We start from the raw sequence: 16,379 nt of genomic DNA, 5'->3' as shown, positions 1-16,379 counted from the left end.
GACTACCTGTGAAACGTATGACTGTGAATGAATTGGTGTCAAGAGAAAATGGGCCTGAGTCATCTTTGGTCAGACGTGTTGTTCCGTGCTTCAGGCGGGGTAGCGACAACTGGCCCTCCCATAAGGAACATCAGCCAACCGATTAAGTTCCTCCTTGTTATAGGGGGTTTTCTTGCCTCCTCATCTCATCCCTAGACACTCGCAGACAATGGACAATATTTTCGCATTGCCTCTTTCCAATTTAATGAGCCTAGCAGGGGCTGATTTTACTGAAAAAGGAAATATGTTGAGCCTGCTATGTATCCGCGTGGATTTTCACTGGAAATTCCCGGCTATCTGAAACGAGGACTTGTGCGTGGATTGTTTCTGCGATTCCGTTGATCTTCTTCCGGAACCCGATTCCGGTGATCAGCAACAGTTAATCCTGTAAGGAATTGGTGGAATTTTCCTCTTCAAATCACCATTGGCACGTTAGTTCAAGAATATCTGTAACTGGTGTAATCGACACAATCACACTTAGTAGTTTACATATCATGAATATACTGTATGCCCCCACATTCTGTGAGATGGTGGGGGCATCAAAAAAAGGTTTCACAAAGACCTAACCAAAGAAGGGGAAGAAACTACTTCGCGCCTCGCAGAGGCTCCAAGAGTTTGGAACGATACACCTTCGCCGGATGGCCCGGAGCGGTTTCTTTCGCGGTGAAATTATCAAGAATGTCATCGAAACGTTGGGCACAACCCTTCACATCATTTGGGTCGACTCGGCAGGAGACACAGGCGGCATAACTTAATGCATAAATGCGATTGACATCTCCAGCGTCCGGATAATTTTCTTTGAGTGCGCTTTGCAAATCGGTATCCAGCTTGCCTCCAGCCAGGCTAGACATGAGACCTGATATCTCCGCACCAAATTTCTTAACCTTATGTTGATCTTCTGTCGACAAGTCTTCCGGAAGCGGGCAGGTATTGGGTTTAATGACAACCGAATCGACTCTGTGCTGCTGCTGGCATCCGAAGAGCATGGTCAGCATGCTCACCATCGCAAGACCCATCATAAACGAATAACGCCGATCCCTTACAGGAAACTTCAGATTCATCATGAATCCTCCTTTGTCGACATAGGTTGAGTAGCACACGTTCAAAGAGTCGCATTATGAGTAGAGGCATCCGGATTGGCAATTGTCTTCCTGATGACATATTGAAAAGATCCGTAAGGATATCGATGAGATATTAAAGAGTCACTCTCCATGGGCGTATTAATTGGGGCATTCCAATGTTGATTCACCGGGTTCAATGATCGTCACCACATGCGACACATCAAAATCATCGTAGTATTCCGTGATGACCGAACAGGTGTGATGCACCGTCTTGAAACAATTTTTTACAGACTCCACCTTGGCGGTTAAATCATGCTTTTCAGATCCGAACGCCGCGACTTCGGTGATCACGTCGACATGGCTAAAGCACGCATTGTGACTATCAGGCAGGGTTTGCCCTTTTTGCAGAGTGATCAATAGATGAAAATCCTTGGTATCCCTTCCGAAAGCAGGCACCCCCTGTTTATGCGTAAAAATTTTCGGCTCGGCGCCAGGCTGGATTTCCTGGTCATTCACATACATGCCTTTTCCTTCCCACAGCGTCGCATACACTGGAGTTGAGGTTTTATTGTGCACATAAAATAAGACTTCGTCATCGCCCATTGCTAACGAGGTGGAGGCCAAGAGCAACAACAGGGATACCGGTATGGCGAAACAATTCATGGACATACCTCCTCATCAGAGATCAAACGAATAAACCAACACAGGATAATTTGAAATGGGAAGGGAATCAAATGGCTGTAAATACTCCCTCCTCCCTTTTGCATGTATGTTGCCCAATGATCTGCAGATCACTCAAAAATTCTAAAAAATGAAGATCCCTTCAGGAATGAGTTGCACTTCCTTTGTATCAGGTTTAACCTAAAATTCTTTCTAGAACAGGAATTTGGACTTGGAAACTGGCCAACCTACCAGTAATAGAAAGTTGGGAGCATAATCGGCGATCGCTCATCAGCAGGATGATCTGGGCTTTTGGTATTGAACGCTCGATTAGCTATCACTCAGCCACTCTGCAAAAAAGAACACAAGGAGGTGTCCTGATGATCCCATCACAAACAACGCGAATTCGGCATTTGCTCGGCAAAGCCATCGTTACAAGCGTTGTGGCCTTGATGATGGTAGCGGTGACGTTTGAGGGTCAGGTAGGCCGAACCCTTGCCACAGAAGAGGTGAAGAACGGCCTTACCTTAGGAACGTCATACGCTCAAGAAGGTGAGGGGCTCGATATTGGTACTGTATTTGATATTGCCGGTGCCGTCGATACCTTATTTTCGGCTTTGTATACCGGTTTTGATTCCTCATACATCGATAAATATTATGGCGGGAGCGTCGCGGGGTATTTATTCGCGATGCTGATCGACCCTGATGCGGCAGAATTTGACTATATTGATAATCAGTTGGAAGTAGTCAACCAGAAACTCAACCACCTCATTGCCCTTGATGGTGAAATCATCACGGCAATCGGGAAGCTGGAAAAAGAACTGGCCATCGATACCACCAAAATTCAGGAAGCGGTGGAGGCCGCGGATCTAGTGACTGCTGAATCGGCTATCAGGAGCCTTTCTCGTGATCAACTTTTAACCAGATATCAAAATATGTCGATGAAAAATATCACGCCCGCCAATCGCAGTTATATCTCCAGTACATGTCAGACCCTATTAAATGGGACCAGTACTCTTGGCAATTCAGGGAACATCGATATTTGGTTGCGCACCATCGATAACCATATGACCGAAGCGGGTCCATTCAATGTAGGACTCCTTCAACTCATGGCCAATCAAGTCCAAGAGTCCCTGGGTTCTAATTCCACGAACGCCTACCAATACTACCAATGGATAGAGTCAATGTTTATGCGATATGTCTTGCTGCAATCAAAGGGCATAAATTTATACGTGAACTGTGCCCATGTCCTACCAGTGCCGTTGGAGACACAATCCATCAAATCTCAGTACCTGAACTATTTAAAGTATATCCTGGACCAATTTGAATCCTTCCGGGATGTAGTGGAGGGAACGGTAATAGGAACCAACTATGCCATTGCGCGGGACGCCTTCAATGCCACAAACGCCAGCACCACAGACCTAGGGTTACAATTGGAGAATAGCACCAGACTTATTTTGCCACGGGTGGATTTCATCACGCATCGCGTTCTAGGGAGGAGTAGTCTCTCATCGGTCAATGCTTCCCCTGATCCAAACGCCCCCCCCCCAGGGAGCTCTGACGGCCAGGGTTTTGTCAGCCAAGAATCAAAACAAAACGGGATTCGAACTTGACTTCACCTATTCCGGACCGTATGTACCTGCCCCCACGATTGCCGATTGTCCCGCAGGGTTACAGAGGACCAAAGTCTGGACGATTGCAAATGCAGGGTCCGATCGATTCATCATTACGTCCCTAGCCGGTTACCAGGGGAAGCCAACGCCTTGGGCAGAAAATCCGGCCAAAGCCAACACCTATCTTGGGAGCTCCAGTTATCAACTCGCCGTCTCTACCATTAATCTGAACCCAGGAGAAGTGGGATCAGTAGGACTATGCGCCAGCACATTTGGCGCGAAAGAGAAGGATGGCTCCCTATACCTGGCCTACCATTTGCTGCCTCCCGGCACACAAACCCCAGGACCCACGGAAACGATAGGATGGGCCGGGACAGGAACCGTTGGAACGTCAAAGTATACACCAGACCGATTTACGGTCGATGAAAAAACCAACACCATCACGATCAAGGGACAACCCTATAATAGTTCTGGCACGGGTACGGCCAGCACGCCTTACGGACTTCCTTATATCAACTGGAAGGAGTCCAGCGATACTTCGACCATTATCGGAAATGATATTAAATACCGACTCATTCGGTATGGTTTCAGCAACGTGCCATTGGGTAGTTATGAGGTGACTGGTGGTCCCAAGGGTGTCCAATTATTGCCAAATCAAAAGGTCAACGTAGTCTTGAGAGATCGGAATTTTAACCAAATCACATTCGTATCAAAGAGAAAAGATGTCGTGATGGCGAATAGTCGGACTTTAGGCGCATGGGAGACGTTTACATTTGAATATGCCGGACTTTCAGCAGACAAAAATGCTCTAGGTTACTTGCGTGGGGCTAATGGCCAATATGTCGTCAGGCAGGGAGACACATTGATTGTTCAGGCCGACGAGGGCCAACCAATCGAGTTTGTCGGATGGAACTCTACTGCAAACGACTCTAAGTTTATTACCAATTGGGGACGGCTGGCTTTCGATGGCAGTTATGTCACCATTGATCCTTTGACCTTTGACCTCACGTTCACGAAGGATAGTGACAAGGGGACCAACTTTGCGAACACCTTTATCGACAAAGGGAAGAAAGCCCTAACAAAAGGGAGCACGTACACTGTAAGTCTGACCTATGGGATTGCCGATGATTCATCTCAGGTCACCTGTTCTCATCTTGGGGCGGATCCACCTGCCCCCTGTTATCAATATTACTTGTATGCCAATCTGGGCTATCCCTACGGCTATTTTAGCTATTCCCCAGTCACCGTGGCGGGCGGGTTTGGCAAAACACTTGGCATTCCGGTAGAGCAAGGAGGCAGCCCGTTTAGCTTATGGAAGTTTGAGGCCAAAAATTCTCAACCCACACCTCCAACATGTGACAAAATCAATGCCGCTGTTCCTTCCTCCCGGTCAATTGAAGCACGTGCTGGCAAGGATGCCGGAATAGATGTGAAAATTAAGTTTGACGACAATTTATTTTCGGTTTGCTTTAAAGGCAAGGCCGAGGGGTACGCGACCACCACGTTACAGCTATTAGATTCCGCGTGCGAGTATCATTTTACGTTAGCAATGGAAGGGACTGAGGCGTCCGTTGCAAATTTTGTACAGGAGTGGGATCAAATGGATCACAGTGATCTGAAGGCGGCGAATGCATTTTTGCATTTTGACCGGATAGAGGATGAGGGGACCGAGAAACTGGTTGGAAATGTCACCAATGATTGGAACGCCAAATCCCACAAACCCTATACTATGGACATTACGTATTCGGCAGGGACATCCGACAAATGGGATTCCGACAACACGGCCTATATTCGGTATGGAGGATTCATCGATTTCAATGCCCCGATAAAGGTCTTTTCGGTACGGCGGTCTTCAATGTTTTCCGTCACCATGGTTCCCGATACTTTAGAATTTAATTTGAGGGGAATCACGTGTTCCTCTGATCAAAAGGGTTCAAGTAGTTAGTAATTTCAGTTGTCAAGATGCCGTTTGAATTATGTATTTTATTATTAATAAATGGCCCATTCTCCTTTTCATGTAAGAAATTATCCAAGATAAAATATTGTCTCTTGCCCGTAACTTAGTAGTCGGTCGATCTTATGATTTCCACTTGCATTTGACCGTCGAGGATACTCACGCAGTTTTCTGGAAAGATGTGCGATGTATATAAGGATACGATACGTGATTCTCGTTATTCGATGCCATTAGCCCGTTTGAATGCCAGGGCAACACCAATTGCCAAGCACACAAGACAAGATCGTTATCCCAACTTTTTTGTGGGATTTGGTGGAGGGAGCATCGCCTCAAAGTTGCTCAGCGATATTGAGATGACAAACCGGATAGCCGGTTTCGGCGAATTCCCAGCACGAGTGAGAGACCGGTTAATTCCCAATTAAGGTCACCTACATAGGTTTACTCAAGGTATCGCCTATCGTCTCAGGCACTGGACTGAAAAGGGCCTGCACCAATTCCTCAGGTTCTCTGAATGGAAAGAGTTTTCCCTTCTTAACCTTCAATTATCCTGTGCAACTGTCATCCGTCCCAAAAAATTCCAACCAGATAAGGATATCCTGGATGCCACTCACCAAACTTCTATGATATTCTGGGACTTGTGTGTACAACAGCACCTGTGGTAACAAACAGATTCTAATCGACAGTTCGGTCATTTTAAATATCAGGGAGAAGACAATGGCTTTTTCATGTGACGTGTGCGGAAAAAACCGCTTAGTGGGAAATAATGTAAGTCACGCGAATAATAGGACAAAACGGATCTTCCGGCCGAATCTCCGGACGGTTCGCGCGCTCGTGAAGGGTGCGGCACAACGCATTAAAGTCTGCACCCGTTGCCTGCGGTCCGGATTGGTTCAAAAAGCCGTCTAGTCGTTTCTCAGGCCGTTCATGCGAGGTGAACGGTATGTCCCATTTGATGTTCGTGTAGCCCTGAATCGTATTCACCTATTCGACTGTCATCATTACTTCATTCCTTTCCAGCCGATTTTCCAACTGATCCTTGGGTGTCATTCTGAAATACGCCCACTTCTGATGAATCAGCAGGGCTCGACCCTGGAAACGACCGCTGGTCCCTATTAACGTGGGGCAGACCATTCCACCTTCATCCTTTCCCACTCGCAGGACCGCCGCCCTTTTTTTTGCTTTCGCCTTAATCGGGATTCTTCATCCCCTGAGTTTCCCCCCATTTGATCTTGGATGGCTGGCCTGGTTGGTGTTGATTCCCCTCCACATGATCATTCATGACCTCCCGCCAAGCCGGGCCTTGTATTTTGGATGGCTGGCCGGAACCATCGCCTTTGCGGGAACCGTGACGTGGGTCATCACAGCCATGCATCAATTTGGTCAAGTCCCGTTCATCATGAGTGCCTTGTTGATGCTCCTTTTGGCTGCTTATCTTGGCCTATATATGGGCATCTATAGCTGGGGGTATGCCAAGTTCCAACACACATGTCCCAACCTCGTGTGGCTGGCAGCTCCCGCCTTGTGGGTTGCCCTGGAATTTGTCCGAACCCATGCGTTGAGCGGGTTCCCCTGGGCGCTCTTGGGCTATTCCCAATACGAATGGCTCCCGCTTATTCAATTTGCCGACGTGACCGGAGTCTATGGGGTTTCATTTTTACTCGTCATGGGAAATGTTGCTCTGACCTCTCTCCTGTTATGGATCTACGGCAAAAGACGGGGCCTGGCCCTACCAGGGCCCTGGGTGTCGGTGACAGGCTTTGGGTGCGCACTGACTCTCGTCCTCGCCTATGGAACCTGGAGGGTGCAGGAACAGGCCCACCTTGACGCCTCGGCACGCACTTTGTCCATTGGGTTAGTCCAAGCCAATATCGATCAAGCCGTTAAATGGAACGAGGCCTACCGGGATGAGACACTTCGACGCTACGCCTCACTCAGCCAAGAAGCCGGGAAGAATACCGACCTGCTCATTTGGCCGGAGGCGGCCACACCCTTTCTCTTCGAGCAAGAGCCCGCCTACCAGAAACAGGTCCTTGATATTGCGAAAGACACACACAACTCGTTGCTATTTGGCAGCCCCACACTTCGATTTCAACAGGACGGCCGTCCGTATTTGTATAACAGTGCCTTTCTAGTGACGGCTGAAGGACGGGCCTCAGACCGGTATGACAAACGTCATCTTGTGCCATTTGGGGAATACATACCCTTGCGATCAATTCTCTTTTTTCTGGATAAGCTCGTGGTAGGGATCGGCGACTTCAGATCCGGCCAGGGAGTCATGACCATGCAAGTCCCAACGGTGCCATCCGGCAGTGGTCCGAGATTCGGGGTGGCTATTTGTTTCGAAGTGATTTTCCCTGATCTGGTTCGCCGGATGGCCCAGGAGGGCGCGAATTTTCTCGTCACGATTACCAATGATGCCTGGTTCGGGGATTCTGCTGCCCCGTATCAACATTTCGGTATGGTCGTTTTTCGTGCCGTGGAAAATCACTTAGGGTTTGCCCGGGCCGCCAACACCGGCATTTCCGGCTTCATTGCCCCGGACGGACACATTCTTTCCCAGACATCAATTTTCTCGGAACAGGCGGTGACAGGATTACTCCCACTCCGTTCCTCATCACCCACCTTTTACACGCAATTTGGGGATGTCTTTAGTTGGGGTTGTGTTATAATGACAGGTATTTTGTTCACCTGGTGTCGGTTTACCACACCGCTTTCCACCCCCAAGCCACGGTCTTCACCGATATAGCCGCGAGAGGAGTGCTGCCCATGCTCGAAGATATTCGCATTCGAATGGACAAAATCAACGACTACATTCTGGAATTCCGGAGGTATCTTTGACGTTCCTCGGCTAACAACTGAACTGGAAGAACTCGAGCGGGAGACCTCCCAACCGGATTTTTGGAACAATCCCCGTCGGGCCGCCAAAGCCGGACGACGTCAAGCCGAGATCGAACGCCAACTCGCACGCCTTCACCAACTCGACCAGCAACGGGATGACCTTCTCGCCATTCTGGATCTGATTGGCCAACAGGGGGATCCGGAATTAGAAGCCGAATGGAGCAAGGGCATCAAAGACATTGAGGCCACGCTGGAAGCCTGGCGATTGGAACAATTGTTATCGGGCGAACATGACCAGAACAATGCCATTCTCAGTATTAATCCCGGAGCAGGCGGAACCGAATCCCAGGACTGGGCACAGATGCTCATGCGCATGTATCTTCGGTGGGCTCAGGAACGGGGATACAAAGTGGAAACCATCGATCTGCAACCCGGCGATGAAGCCGGCATCAAAAGCGTGACCTTGGCCATTGCCGGGCCATTGGCTTATGGATACCTGCACTCAGAGGCGGGCGTGCACCGACTGGTTCGCATCTCCCCCTTTGATGCCAACAAGCGTCGGCATACCTCGTTCGCCGCAGTGGGTGTCTATCCGGAATTGGACGACGACATTGACATTGTGATTGATGATAAGGATCTGAAAGTCGATACCTTTCGCGCGGGTGGCGCGGGCGGGCAAAATGTAAACAAGGTGGAAACCGCAATTCGCATGACCCATCTTCCCACAGGAACCGTGGTGCAATGCCAAAATGAACGGTCGCAATTGCAAAACCGGATCGGCGCCATGCGGGTGTTAAAAGCGAAGCTGTATGAGCTGGAACAGCAAAAGAAAGACGCTGAATTTCAAAATATTGTTGGGGAAAAGAAAGATATCGCCTGGGGTAGCCAAATTCGTTCCTATGTGTTCCAACCGTATCAAATGGTCAAGGATCACCGGACCAACTACGAATCAGGCAATGTCGCCGCGGTCATGGATGGAGGGTTGGACCCTTTTATTGAAGCGTATTTAACCATGAAGGCCTCGAAGGCTTCACATATGCCGGCCCATTAACACGCATCCACATTCGAGACTCGGCCTTCATGAATTATCACCGTCATACTCGTGTTTCCTGTGCTGACCAGACGACCATCGAGATATTCACCCCTTTGAATCCAGTAGAGTCATGTAAGTTATGGAAGAATTGAACGAACAACAACAACAACGGCTGGAAAAACTCCACGCGCTTCAGGATGGAGGTCTCCATCCCTTTGGTACACGTTTTCCCACCTCCCACACGCTTGAGGCCATTCTTCAATCGTATACGGCCTCGACCAAAGAAGACCTTGAAGGCACACCGATTTCGTGCACGGTGGCCGGACGCATTGTGGCCATGCGCCGTTTTGGAAAGGCCGCTTTTGCGGCCTTACAGGAAGAAGGCCATCGTCTCCAGGTCTACCTCAAGAAAGATCTGCTTGGGGATCAGTCCTACGAACTTTCGCAGTCGTTCGATTTAGGGGATTGGATCGGAGTCGAAGGCAAGCTATTTCGCACCAAAACCGACGAACTCACGGTAGAAGTCCATCGCCTCAACTTTCTCACAAAGGGGTTACGGCCGCTTCCGGAAAAATGGCACGGGCTCACCGACATTGAAACCCGGTATCGGCAACGTTATGTGGATTTGATTGCGAATCCATCGGTACACCAGGTATTCCGCACGCGCAGTCGGATCATTAATATCATTCGTTCGTTTCTCACGGAACGAGAATACCTCGAAGTGGAAACGCCGATGATGCATTCCATTCCTGGAGGAGCCACGGCACGCCCGTTTGTGACCCATCATAACACCCTCGACGTAGACTTATATTTGCGCGTGGCACCGGAATTATACCTCAAGCGCCTCATTGTCGGGGGATTCCGGCGCGTCTTTGAAATCAACCGCAATTTCCGCAATGAAGGCATTTCCACCATTCACAATCCTGAATTTACCATGTTGGAATTTTATCAGGCCTATGCAGATTATCATGATCTGATGGACCTGACCGAACAGTTGTTTCACACTTTGAGTCTGGAAGTATGCGGAGGCCCGATGGTGGAATACCAGGGTCAAAGCATTTCTCTGGCGCCACCCTGGCGCCGGGTGCCGTACTTGGATTCGATCGTAGAGGTCAACCAGTTGGACCCTGAGGTCCTATCCGACCAAAAGAAAGCCATAGACGCGGCAAAACGGTTAGGCGTTGATTATGTGCCGCAAGCCAGCCATGTCGACATCCTTGTCAACCTTTTTGAAGCCACAGTCGAGCCAACCTTGATTCAACCAACATTCATTACCGATTTCCCCATTGAGATCTCTCCCTTGGCCAGGAAAAAAGAATCCAACCCGGCCTTGACCGACCGATTTGAACTCTTCATTGGTGGACGGGAATTAGCCAATGGATTCTCTGAGTTAAACGACCCATTAGACCAGCGACAACGCTTTGAGGCCCAAGTGGCGTTGCGGGATGCGGGAGACGACGAAGCCCATTATCTGGATGAGGACTTTATTCGAGCCCTCGAATATGGCATGCCTCCCACAGCAGGAGAAGGTATTGGGATTGATCGACTCGTCATGCTACTCACCAATCAGGCCTCAATTCGCGATGTCATTCTTTTCCCCCAACTTCGACCGGATCGGCCTTTGTGACCCTCCCATATGAGATATTAGTCGGACTGCGGTATCTTCGGGCCAAGCGTCGGCAGCGAACGATTTCGCTGAACACGTTTATCTCCATCACCGGGATCACGCTTGGTGTCGCAGCACTCATTGGCACACTTGGCATCATGACCGGCTTCAAGGAAGATCTCCAGGCGAAAATCCTTGGTACCACTGCGCATGTGATCGTCCAGGAACGAGGCAGCAATGACATGAAAGGCTATGCGGACCTGGTCGATCAGATTGAAGCCGTTCCCGATGTGGTAGCCGCTGCCCCGTTTATTTTCAAACAAGTGCTCGTCACCTCCAAAACGGCCGTGCAAGGGATCATCCTCCGGGGCATTCAGCCCTCGCAGGAAACACGCGTGACCGATATAGAAGCCAACATGAAATTTGGGGATTTGGCTGACCTGACCCGCCCTTTTGCCCCACCCACACCGACATCTCCTGATTCCGGTCGGGACAACCCCAATCCTGCGCCCTCCAACCCGCCCGGCATTATTTTGGGGAAGGAATTGGCCTTTCGGCTTGGCGTGTTTATCGGCGATACCATCAACGTCGTCTCACCTGTCGGTCCAATGACCTCGTTGACCATGACACCGAAAATTCGGCCCTACACCGTTGTCGGCGTGTTCGAATCCGGCATGTTTGAATATGATTCTTCATTGTCGTACATCAGCCTGGAAGAGGCCCAGAAATTTTTTAATCTCGGTGAGACGGTCACCGGGATTCAAGTCAAAGTCAATGACGTATTTTTGGCCCAGCAAATTGCCCAACGTTTGGAAGCCACACTCGGTCACATCTTTATCGCCCGTGATTGGATGCAGCTAAATCGAAATTTGTTTTCGGCATTGAAACTTGAAAAGACCATGATGTTTCTTCTGCTGGTCTTGATCACCCTGGTCGCCTCGTTCAATATCGTGGGGACCTTGACGATGATTGTCAACGAAAAACAACGGGAAATTGCCATCCTCAAAGCCATGGGCGCCACCCCAGGAGCCATCATGCGAATTTTCATGTTAAACGGGTTGGTAATCGGAATTGTGGGAACGGGCATTGGGGTCCCTCTCGGCTATACCTTTTTGTGGCTCATTCAGAACTATTGGACCTTCGACGCCTCCGTCTATTATATATCCCGCATTCCCGTGCACATCCTGCCATTGGATGTACTGTTAGTCGCCACCTCGGCCATCCTGATCAGTTTTGCCGCCACGTTCTACCCCTCATGGCAAGCGGCGAAGTTAGACCCTGTCAGCGCTCTTCGTTATGAATAACCCAACCGACTCAGAGTTCACGCCCCAGGTGCCATTGGTCTCTATCGACAATCTCTGTCGTTCATTTCAGATGGGCAAGCAGACGGTGCATGTCCTCAACGGCATTTCCATGACCTTAGCGCGAAAGGAAATGGTGTCGATTGTCGGAGCATCGGGCGCAGGAAAAAGTACTCTGCTCCACATCATGGGAACCTTGGATCGCCCGACAAGTGGAAAAGTATTGTTTGAAGGAAAGAATATGTTCCAGGTAAGCGAAACCGCGTTAGCGGGGTTTCGGAATCGATCCATCGGATTTGTCTTTCAATTCCATCATCTTCTTCCGGAATTCACCGCGTTGGAAAACACCTATCTTCCGGCGCTCATTCAAAAAATTCCCAAACAGCAGGCCATGGACGCCGCAAAATCTCTCCTGTCTGAAGTGGGGCTTTCTCACCGTCTGCACCATAAACCTGGGGAATTATCAGGAGGAGAGCAGCAGCGTGTCGCCGTGGCCAGAGCCTTAATCCGGCACCCTGACCTGGTGTTGGCGGATGAACCGACAGGCAATCTGGATACGCATACCGGTGATGAATTATTTGAGCTTTTACGAAAACTCAATCATACCCATGGAACAGCCTTCGTGATTGTGACCCACAACGAAAAACTCTCCCTTCAGACCGACCGCCTGATTCAACTGCAGGATGGACAAATTATCGAGGATCGCTGTCTGACGGATCGCTCAACCGCGACGGACAGGTCGTAAGACTACACCACAAAAAACAAGGGGAACTCCACCTCTGTCGATGAAGTTCCCCTTGTTAAGGAATGCTGGGAGTGGTTAAAAATGCCCGTCCAGTCCTGACCGGAGTCATGCCGAAGGGAAGGCCGCAGCTGCTTGGACGACCGGAGCGTACGAAGAAGGACGTGAGCTCGGTCAGGCAACGAGACCACCGCTGGCGGCATTTTTCACAATCACGGAGAAGCCGTGATACGGTCCTTTATCTCATCAAATGTGGTCTTGGGAATGATGTTTTTCGCCACAAGTTCGCCACGGAGCCGATAAGGCCGGTTTGAAACCACTTCCTCAGCTACCTCCCGAGTTAACCCCAGCGTCAACACCAGATCACTCACCGGCGCCTTATTAATATTGACTAAATCCCCTCCGATTTTAGGCAGGGTTGGGGGCGTCACAATCTTGGGCACAGGTGGTTTGGACGAAACGATCGGGCTGGAATTCACTGACGGGGAAATTTCGGTCTTGGGCATGTCAGGCTTCTCCGAGGACTTCATCACTCCGGCAGTACTTCCTATGGAAGATTCACGGGTATCTTTGAGTTCCTTCTGATAGCGCAACACGGTCTCTTTCAGGGCTTTGTTTTGGGCTTTTACTTTTTGATATTGGTCCACGACCACACGCAATTTGGACGTGAGCTGCTCTTTTTCCTGATCTAATTCCCGCTCACGCGTTTCCAATAAGGTGTGCTCATTTTTTCGCCCTTCTTTAATCCGTTGCACCTCAGTAGTCATCGTCTCCAGATCTGTGGAAACTTTTTCGTTCAGCCCCTTTAAATTGCGTATTTGTTCTTCAAGGGCTTCCTGATGCATCCGGCTTTTTTCCAACTCAGCCTTGGCCGACTCCATATCCGCCACCGATGCCTCATATTTCGACTTCGAAACCATGCACCCTGGCAATCCCAACAGAAGTACGACCGCAATAACCAACCACCTGTTCATAATATCCTCCTCGTCCCTGCCAATAGAAAGATTCATCCTTGAGAAACTCTTCCTGCCCCTGTCCGGCTCCTGGGTTTACACCCTTATTTCAGGATTTATGGCATCCTCACGGTTATGTCAAGCCTAGCGGCGCCCTGGCCTGTGAATTCCGCTACTGGGACTGTTGAAAAAAGCCGCCAGAAGCGGTCTCGCCATTTTTCCGTGCTCACGTACTGGAAGTATGCTCTGCGCGTAAAAATGACGGCGGCCTTCCCTTCGGCATGACTCAAGGCAGGACTGGACGAACTTTTTTGAACTGCCCCGAGGCCTCTCTCTAATAGGCAACGTGCCTGTGGGTATATGCCCTTGGAAATTATTATTATTCAACACTCCCCTACTTACGGATTACATGACATACCATTCAGGGCGTCGGTCTTTGAGCAAATCGTTATAAGGATTGATTCGTTTGTCGCGGGCTTCCGCCATATCCATCGCGTACAGACCAACCTCTTCGTCTTTAAGGGAAGAGCGACACAAAATCTGTCCATTGGGGGCCACAATCTCACTCATGCCAATAAATGGCAATGCGGGTTTTTCCCCGCGCTGCTCCCGACCGACTCGATTGGCTGTTATGGCAAACACCCCATTTTCCAAGCATCTCGTCACCATGGCATCAGGACAATAAGGCAACACTAAATTGCTGGGGTGACATAAAATATCGGCGCCTTTAATGGCCAGACTTCTTGCAGCTTCAGGGAAAAACCAATCAAAACAGACGAGAAGCCCCACCTTAGCCTTACCAATATCCCAGACAAGAAATCCCGTATCTCCAGGATCAAACCAGAGGGTTTCCTCAAAAAATAAATGGGTTTTGCGATAAGTCCCGATATACCCCCTCGGTCCGATCAGCACGGCCGAATTATATAACCGGTCAAGGTCCCGTTCAGCCAACCCGACCACAACGTGCAGATCACGGCCCCGAACGGCCTCTTCCAATGCTTTGATGGTGGAGCCAGCAGGAATTTCCTCTGCCAACTCCCGAACTTCGTCTTTTGAAAGAAATTGATATCCCGAAAGGGCTAGTTCAGGAAAAACAAGGAGATGCCCTTCAAAGCGATGGATGGCGCGCAGAATCGTCTCTAGATTGCGTTGAATTTCTCCAAACCCTGGAGAAAATTGAAAATACCCTCCATTGATCTTGGACATCACCACCCCACAAAAAAAGCGGGCAGAGATGGACTCTACCCGCTTCTTCATCAGATTAAGGCTTTATGATTACTTAACCTCTTTCAAATGCATCACGGCGCTCTTCGCATGTTTGGTCCCGACATCGGCATGACCGGCTTTCCCATGTTCCACCGCTTCCATGAGTTCGTGAACCCCCTCGTCTAAATGAGGATTTTTCACGTCTTTTTGAGCAGCTTGGGCGTGAGTCAAGGCTTCTTGTGCATGCTCAACCAACGCATCAGCATGTCCCTGTCCGCCGTGATCGGCAGCGCCCTCAGCATGGGCAATTGCTTCAGCCACATGTGGATTGGCTCCTGCAAGGGCGACAGACCCCCACGACCCCGCAATCAGTAACCCCAGAATCGCGAACAGACCAATTCCCCCAACAACCGCTTGCTTTTTCATCCCTGACCTCCTTGAAAAAGTAAATAATATTGAGCTGAGAGTTTCAAATATCCTCTCATCCCTCACACACAAGATCAAGATGATCTCATTTGATCCTGATTGGTGACCCGATATAACAACTTCACGTCTTTTTCCGCCGGTGCCGCGAAATCACGGGACCATTCCCACCATGACCCTGGGTAGACTTTCACTCGTGGAAACCCGACGTATCGCAATAGACAAAAGACCCAAGCCGCCCGCACCCCACCCAAGCAATAGGTCATGATTTCCTGATTGTCCCGTAGCCCGTGATCCTCAAATATTTTCTTGACCTGCTCCGGAGGTTTCACTGTGGCATCCGGTTGTAAAAACCGGTTCCAGGGGATATTGATGGCAGAAGGAATATGGCCGGCCCGAGGCAACCCATCGATCTCCTTCCCCGCATATTCCTCAACGCTTCTGGCATCAAGAATGATGGTATCCGGATGAGGGCCTTTGACCAGTTTTTTCAATCCATCCTTATTCACAATGAGGTCCGGATTGGCCTTGATTGTAAAATCGCCCGGCTTGGGTTGAATCGCTTCATGTTCAAAGGGGCGCTGCTCTGCAGTCCACTTGACCCACCCACCGTCCAGTATTCGGACACTTGAATGACCCAGATACGTCAACATCCAGAACATGCGTCCCTCATCACCCCAATTATCGAAGGGATTGCAGTAAATAACCACGTCACTTGACTGGTTAATACCGAGCGCTCGAAGGCGCTGTTCAATTCTCCCAAGGTCAGGATCTAAGACCCCCTTTGCCACGGCTGAGGGATCGCTGTACTCATGCCATGTGCTGTGAACGGCACCGGGAATATGTGTGGAATAGGCGGCGCGACCTCGTACATCAAGAATGACCAAGTCTTCGCGGCCCAGATTTTGGGCAAGTGATTCGGTATCAATGAAAAAATTTTCGGCCACAGT

Annotated in this window: 15 protein-coding genes; 9 read left to right on the top strand and 6 right to left on the bottom strand. The window is 49.7% G+C overall.

All coding sequences use genetic code 11. The features are described from left to right. Positions 1-623 precede the first annotated feature (623 nt). Positions 624-1,103 (bottom strand): hypothetical protein, encoded by a 480-nt coding sequence (locus ACTRXD_RS07550; protein ID WP_442431221.1) that lies wholly within the window; start codon positions 1,101-1,103, stop codon positions 624-626. Positions 1,104-1,259: 156 nt separating this feature from the next. After that, on the bottom strand, positions 1,260-1,763 hold the full coding sequence (locus ACTRXD_RS07545; RefSeq protein ID WP_442431220.1) for a hypothetical protein: 504 nt from the start codon (positions 1,761-1,763) through the stop codon (positions 1,260-1,262). 377 nt (positions 1,764-2,140) lie between these two features. Here ACTRXD_RS07545 and ACTRXD_RS07540 point away from each other — a divergent pair, with 377 nt between their 5' ends. The 9 genes from ACTRXD_RS07540 (at position 2,141) to ACTRXD_RS07500 (ending at position 12,850) form a co-directional block, all read left to right on the top strand. Next, complete coding sequence (locus ACTRXD_RS07540; protein ID WP_442431219.1) at positions 2,141-3,373, top strand: hypothetical protein; 1,233 nt, start codon at positions 2,141-2,143, stop codon at positions 3,371-3,373. Next, positions 3,333-5,318 (top strand): hypothetical protein, encoded by a 1,986-nt coding sequence (locus tag ACTRXD_RS07535; RefSeq protein WP_442431218.1) that lies wholly within the window; start codon positions 3,333-3,335, stop codon positions 5,316-5,318. The genes ACTRXD_RS07540 and ACTRXD_RS07535 overlap by 41 nt, the downstream gene beginning before the upstream one ends. Positions 5,319-5,506: 188 nt before the next feature. Then, positions 5,507-5,749: a hypothetical protein gene (locus ACTRXD_RS07530; protein WP_442431217.1), complete on the top strand. Its 243-nt coding sequence runs from the start codon at positions 5,507-5,509 to the stop codon at positions 5,747-5,749. A gap of 292 nt (positions 5,750-6,041) precedes the next feature. Beyond that, complete coding sequence (gene rpmB, locus ACTRXD_RS07525) at positions 6,042-6,233, top strand: 50S ribosomal protein L28 (protein WP_312646448.1); 192 nt, start codon at positions 6,042-6,044, stop codon at positions 6,231-6,233. 211 nt (positions 6,234-6,444) lie between these two features. After that, complete coding sequence (lnt, locus tag ACTRXD_RS07520; protein WP_442431216.1) at positions 6,445-8,073, top strand: apolipoprotein N-acyltransferase; 1,629 nt, start codon at positions 6,445-6,447, stop codon at positions 8,071-8,073. A 20-nt stretch (positions 8,074-8,093) separates the two neighbouring features. Further along, positions 8,094-9,216 (top strand): peptide chain release factor 2 gene (prfB, locus tag ACTRXD_RS07515; protein ID WP_442431215.1). Its coding sequence is split into 2 segments (ribosomal slippage): positions 8,094-8,162 and positions 8,164-9,216, totalling 1,122 coding nucleotides; the frame shifts between segments, so codons are not numbered across the junction. A gap of 121 nt (positions 9,217-9,337) precedes the next feature. Further along, positions 9,338-10,825, top strand: coding sequence for a lysine--tRNA ligase (lysS, locus tag ACTRXD_RS07510; RefSeq protein ID WP_442431214.1), 1,488 nt, complete (start codon positions 9,338-9,340; stop codon positions 10,823-10,825). After that, positions 10,822-12,108, top strand: coding sequence for an FtsX-like permease family protein (locus ACTRXD_RS07505; RefSeq protein WP_442431213.1), 1,287 nt, complete (start codon positions 10,822-10,824; stop codon positions 12,106-12,108). Before lysS ends, ACTRXD_RS07505 begins: the two co-directional genes overlap by 4 nt. Then, positions 12,101-12,850 (top strand): ABC transporter ATP-binding protein, encoded by a 750-nt coding sequence (locus tag ACTRXD_RS07500; RefSeq protein ID WP_442431212.1) that lies wholly within the window; start codon positions 12,101-12,103, stop codon positions 12,848-12,850. The genes ACTRXD_RS07505 and ACTRXD_RS07500 overlap by 8 nt, the downstream gene beginning before the upstream one ends. A 209-nt stretch (positions 12,851-13,059) precedes the next feature. Here the strand turns inward: ACTRXD_RS07500 and ACTRXD_RS07495 are convergent, their stop codons facing one another. The 4 genes from ACTRXD_RS07495 to ACTRXD_RS07480 form a co-directional block, all read right to left on the bottom strand. Further along, the gene (locus ACTRXD_RS07495) at positions 13,060-13,821 is read right to left on the bottom strand and encodes a helix-hairpin-helix domain-containing protein (protein ID WP_442431211.1); all 762 of its coding nucleotides are present in this window, start codon (positions 13,819-13,821) and stop codon (positions 13,060-13,062) included. 384 nt (positions 13,822-14,205) lie between these two features. Beyond that, a complete protein-coding gene (locus ACTRXD_RS07490; RefSeq protein WP_442431210.1) occupies positions 14,206-15,006 on the bottom strand; it encodes a nitrilase-related carbon-nitrogen hydrolase in 801 nt (266 codons plus the stop codon). Between the two features lie 69 nt (positions 15,007-15,075). Beyond that, the gene (gene smbP, locus ACTRXD_RS07485; RefSeq protein WP_442431209.1) at positions 15,076-15,432 is read right to left on the bottom strand and encodes a small metal-binding protein SmbP; all 357 of its coding nucleotides are present in this window, start codon (positions 15,430-15,432) and stop codon (positions 15,076-15,078) included. Between the two features lie 74 nt (positions 15,433-15,506). Further along, entirely contained in the window at positions 15,507-16,376 is an 870-nt protein-coding gene (locus ACTRXD_RS07480; RefSeq protein WP_442431208.1) for a sulfurtransferase, read from the bottom strand. Positions 16,377-16,379 lie beyond the last annotated feature (3 nt).

The sequence above is a fragment of the Nitrospira sp. T9 genome, from assembly GCF_052156535.1.
In the GTDB taxonomy this organism is placed as follows: domain Bacteria; phylum Nitrospirota; class Nitrospiria; order Nitrospirales; family UBA8639; genus Nitrospira_E.
This window is presented reverse-complemented; position numbering and strand designations above follow the sequence as displayed.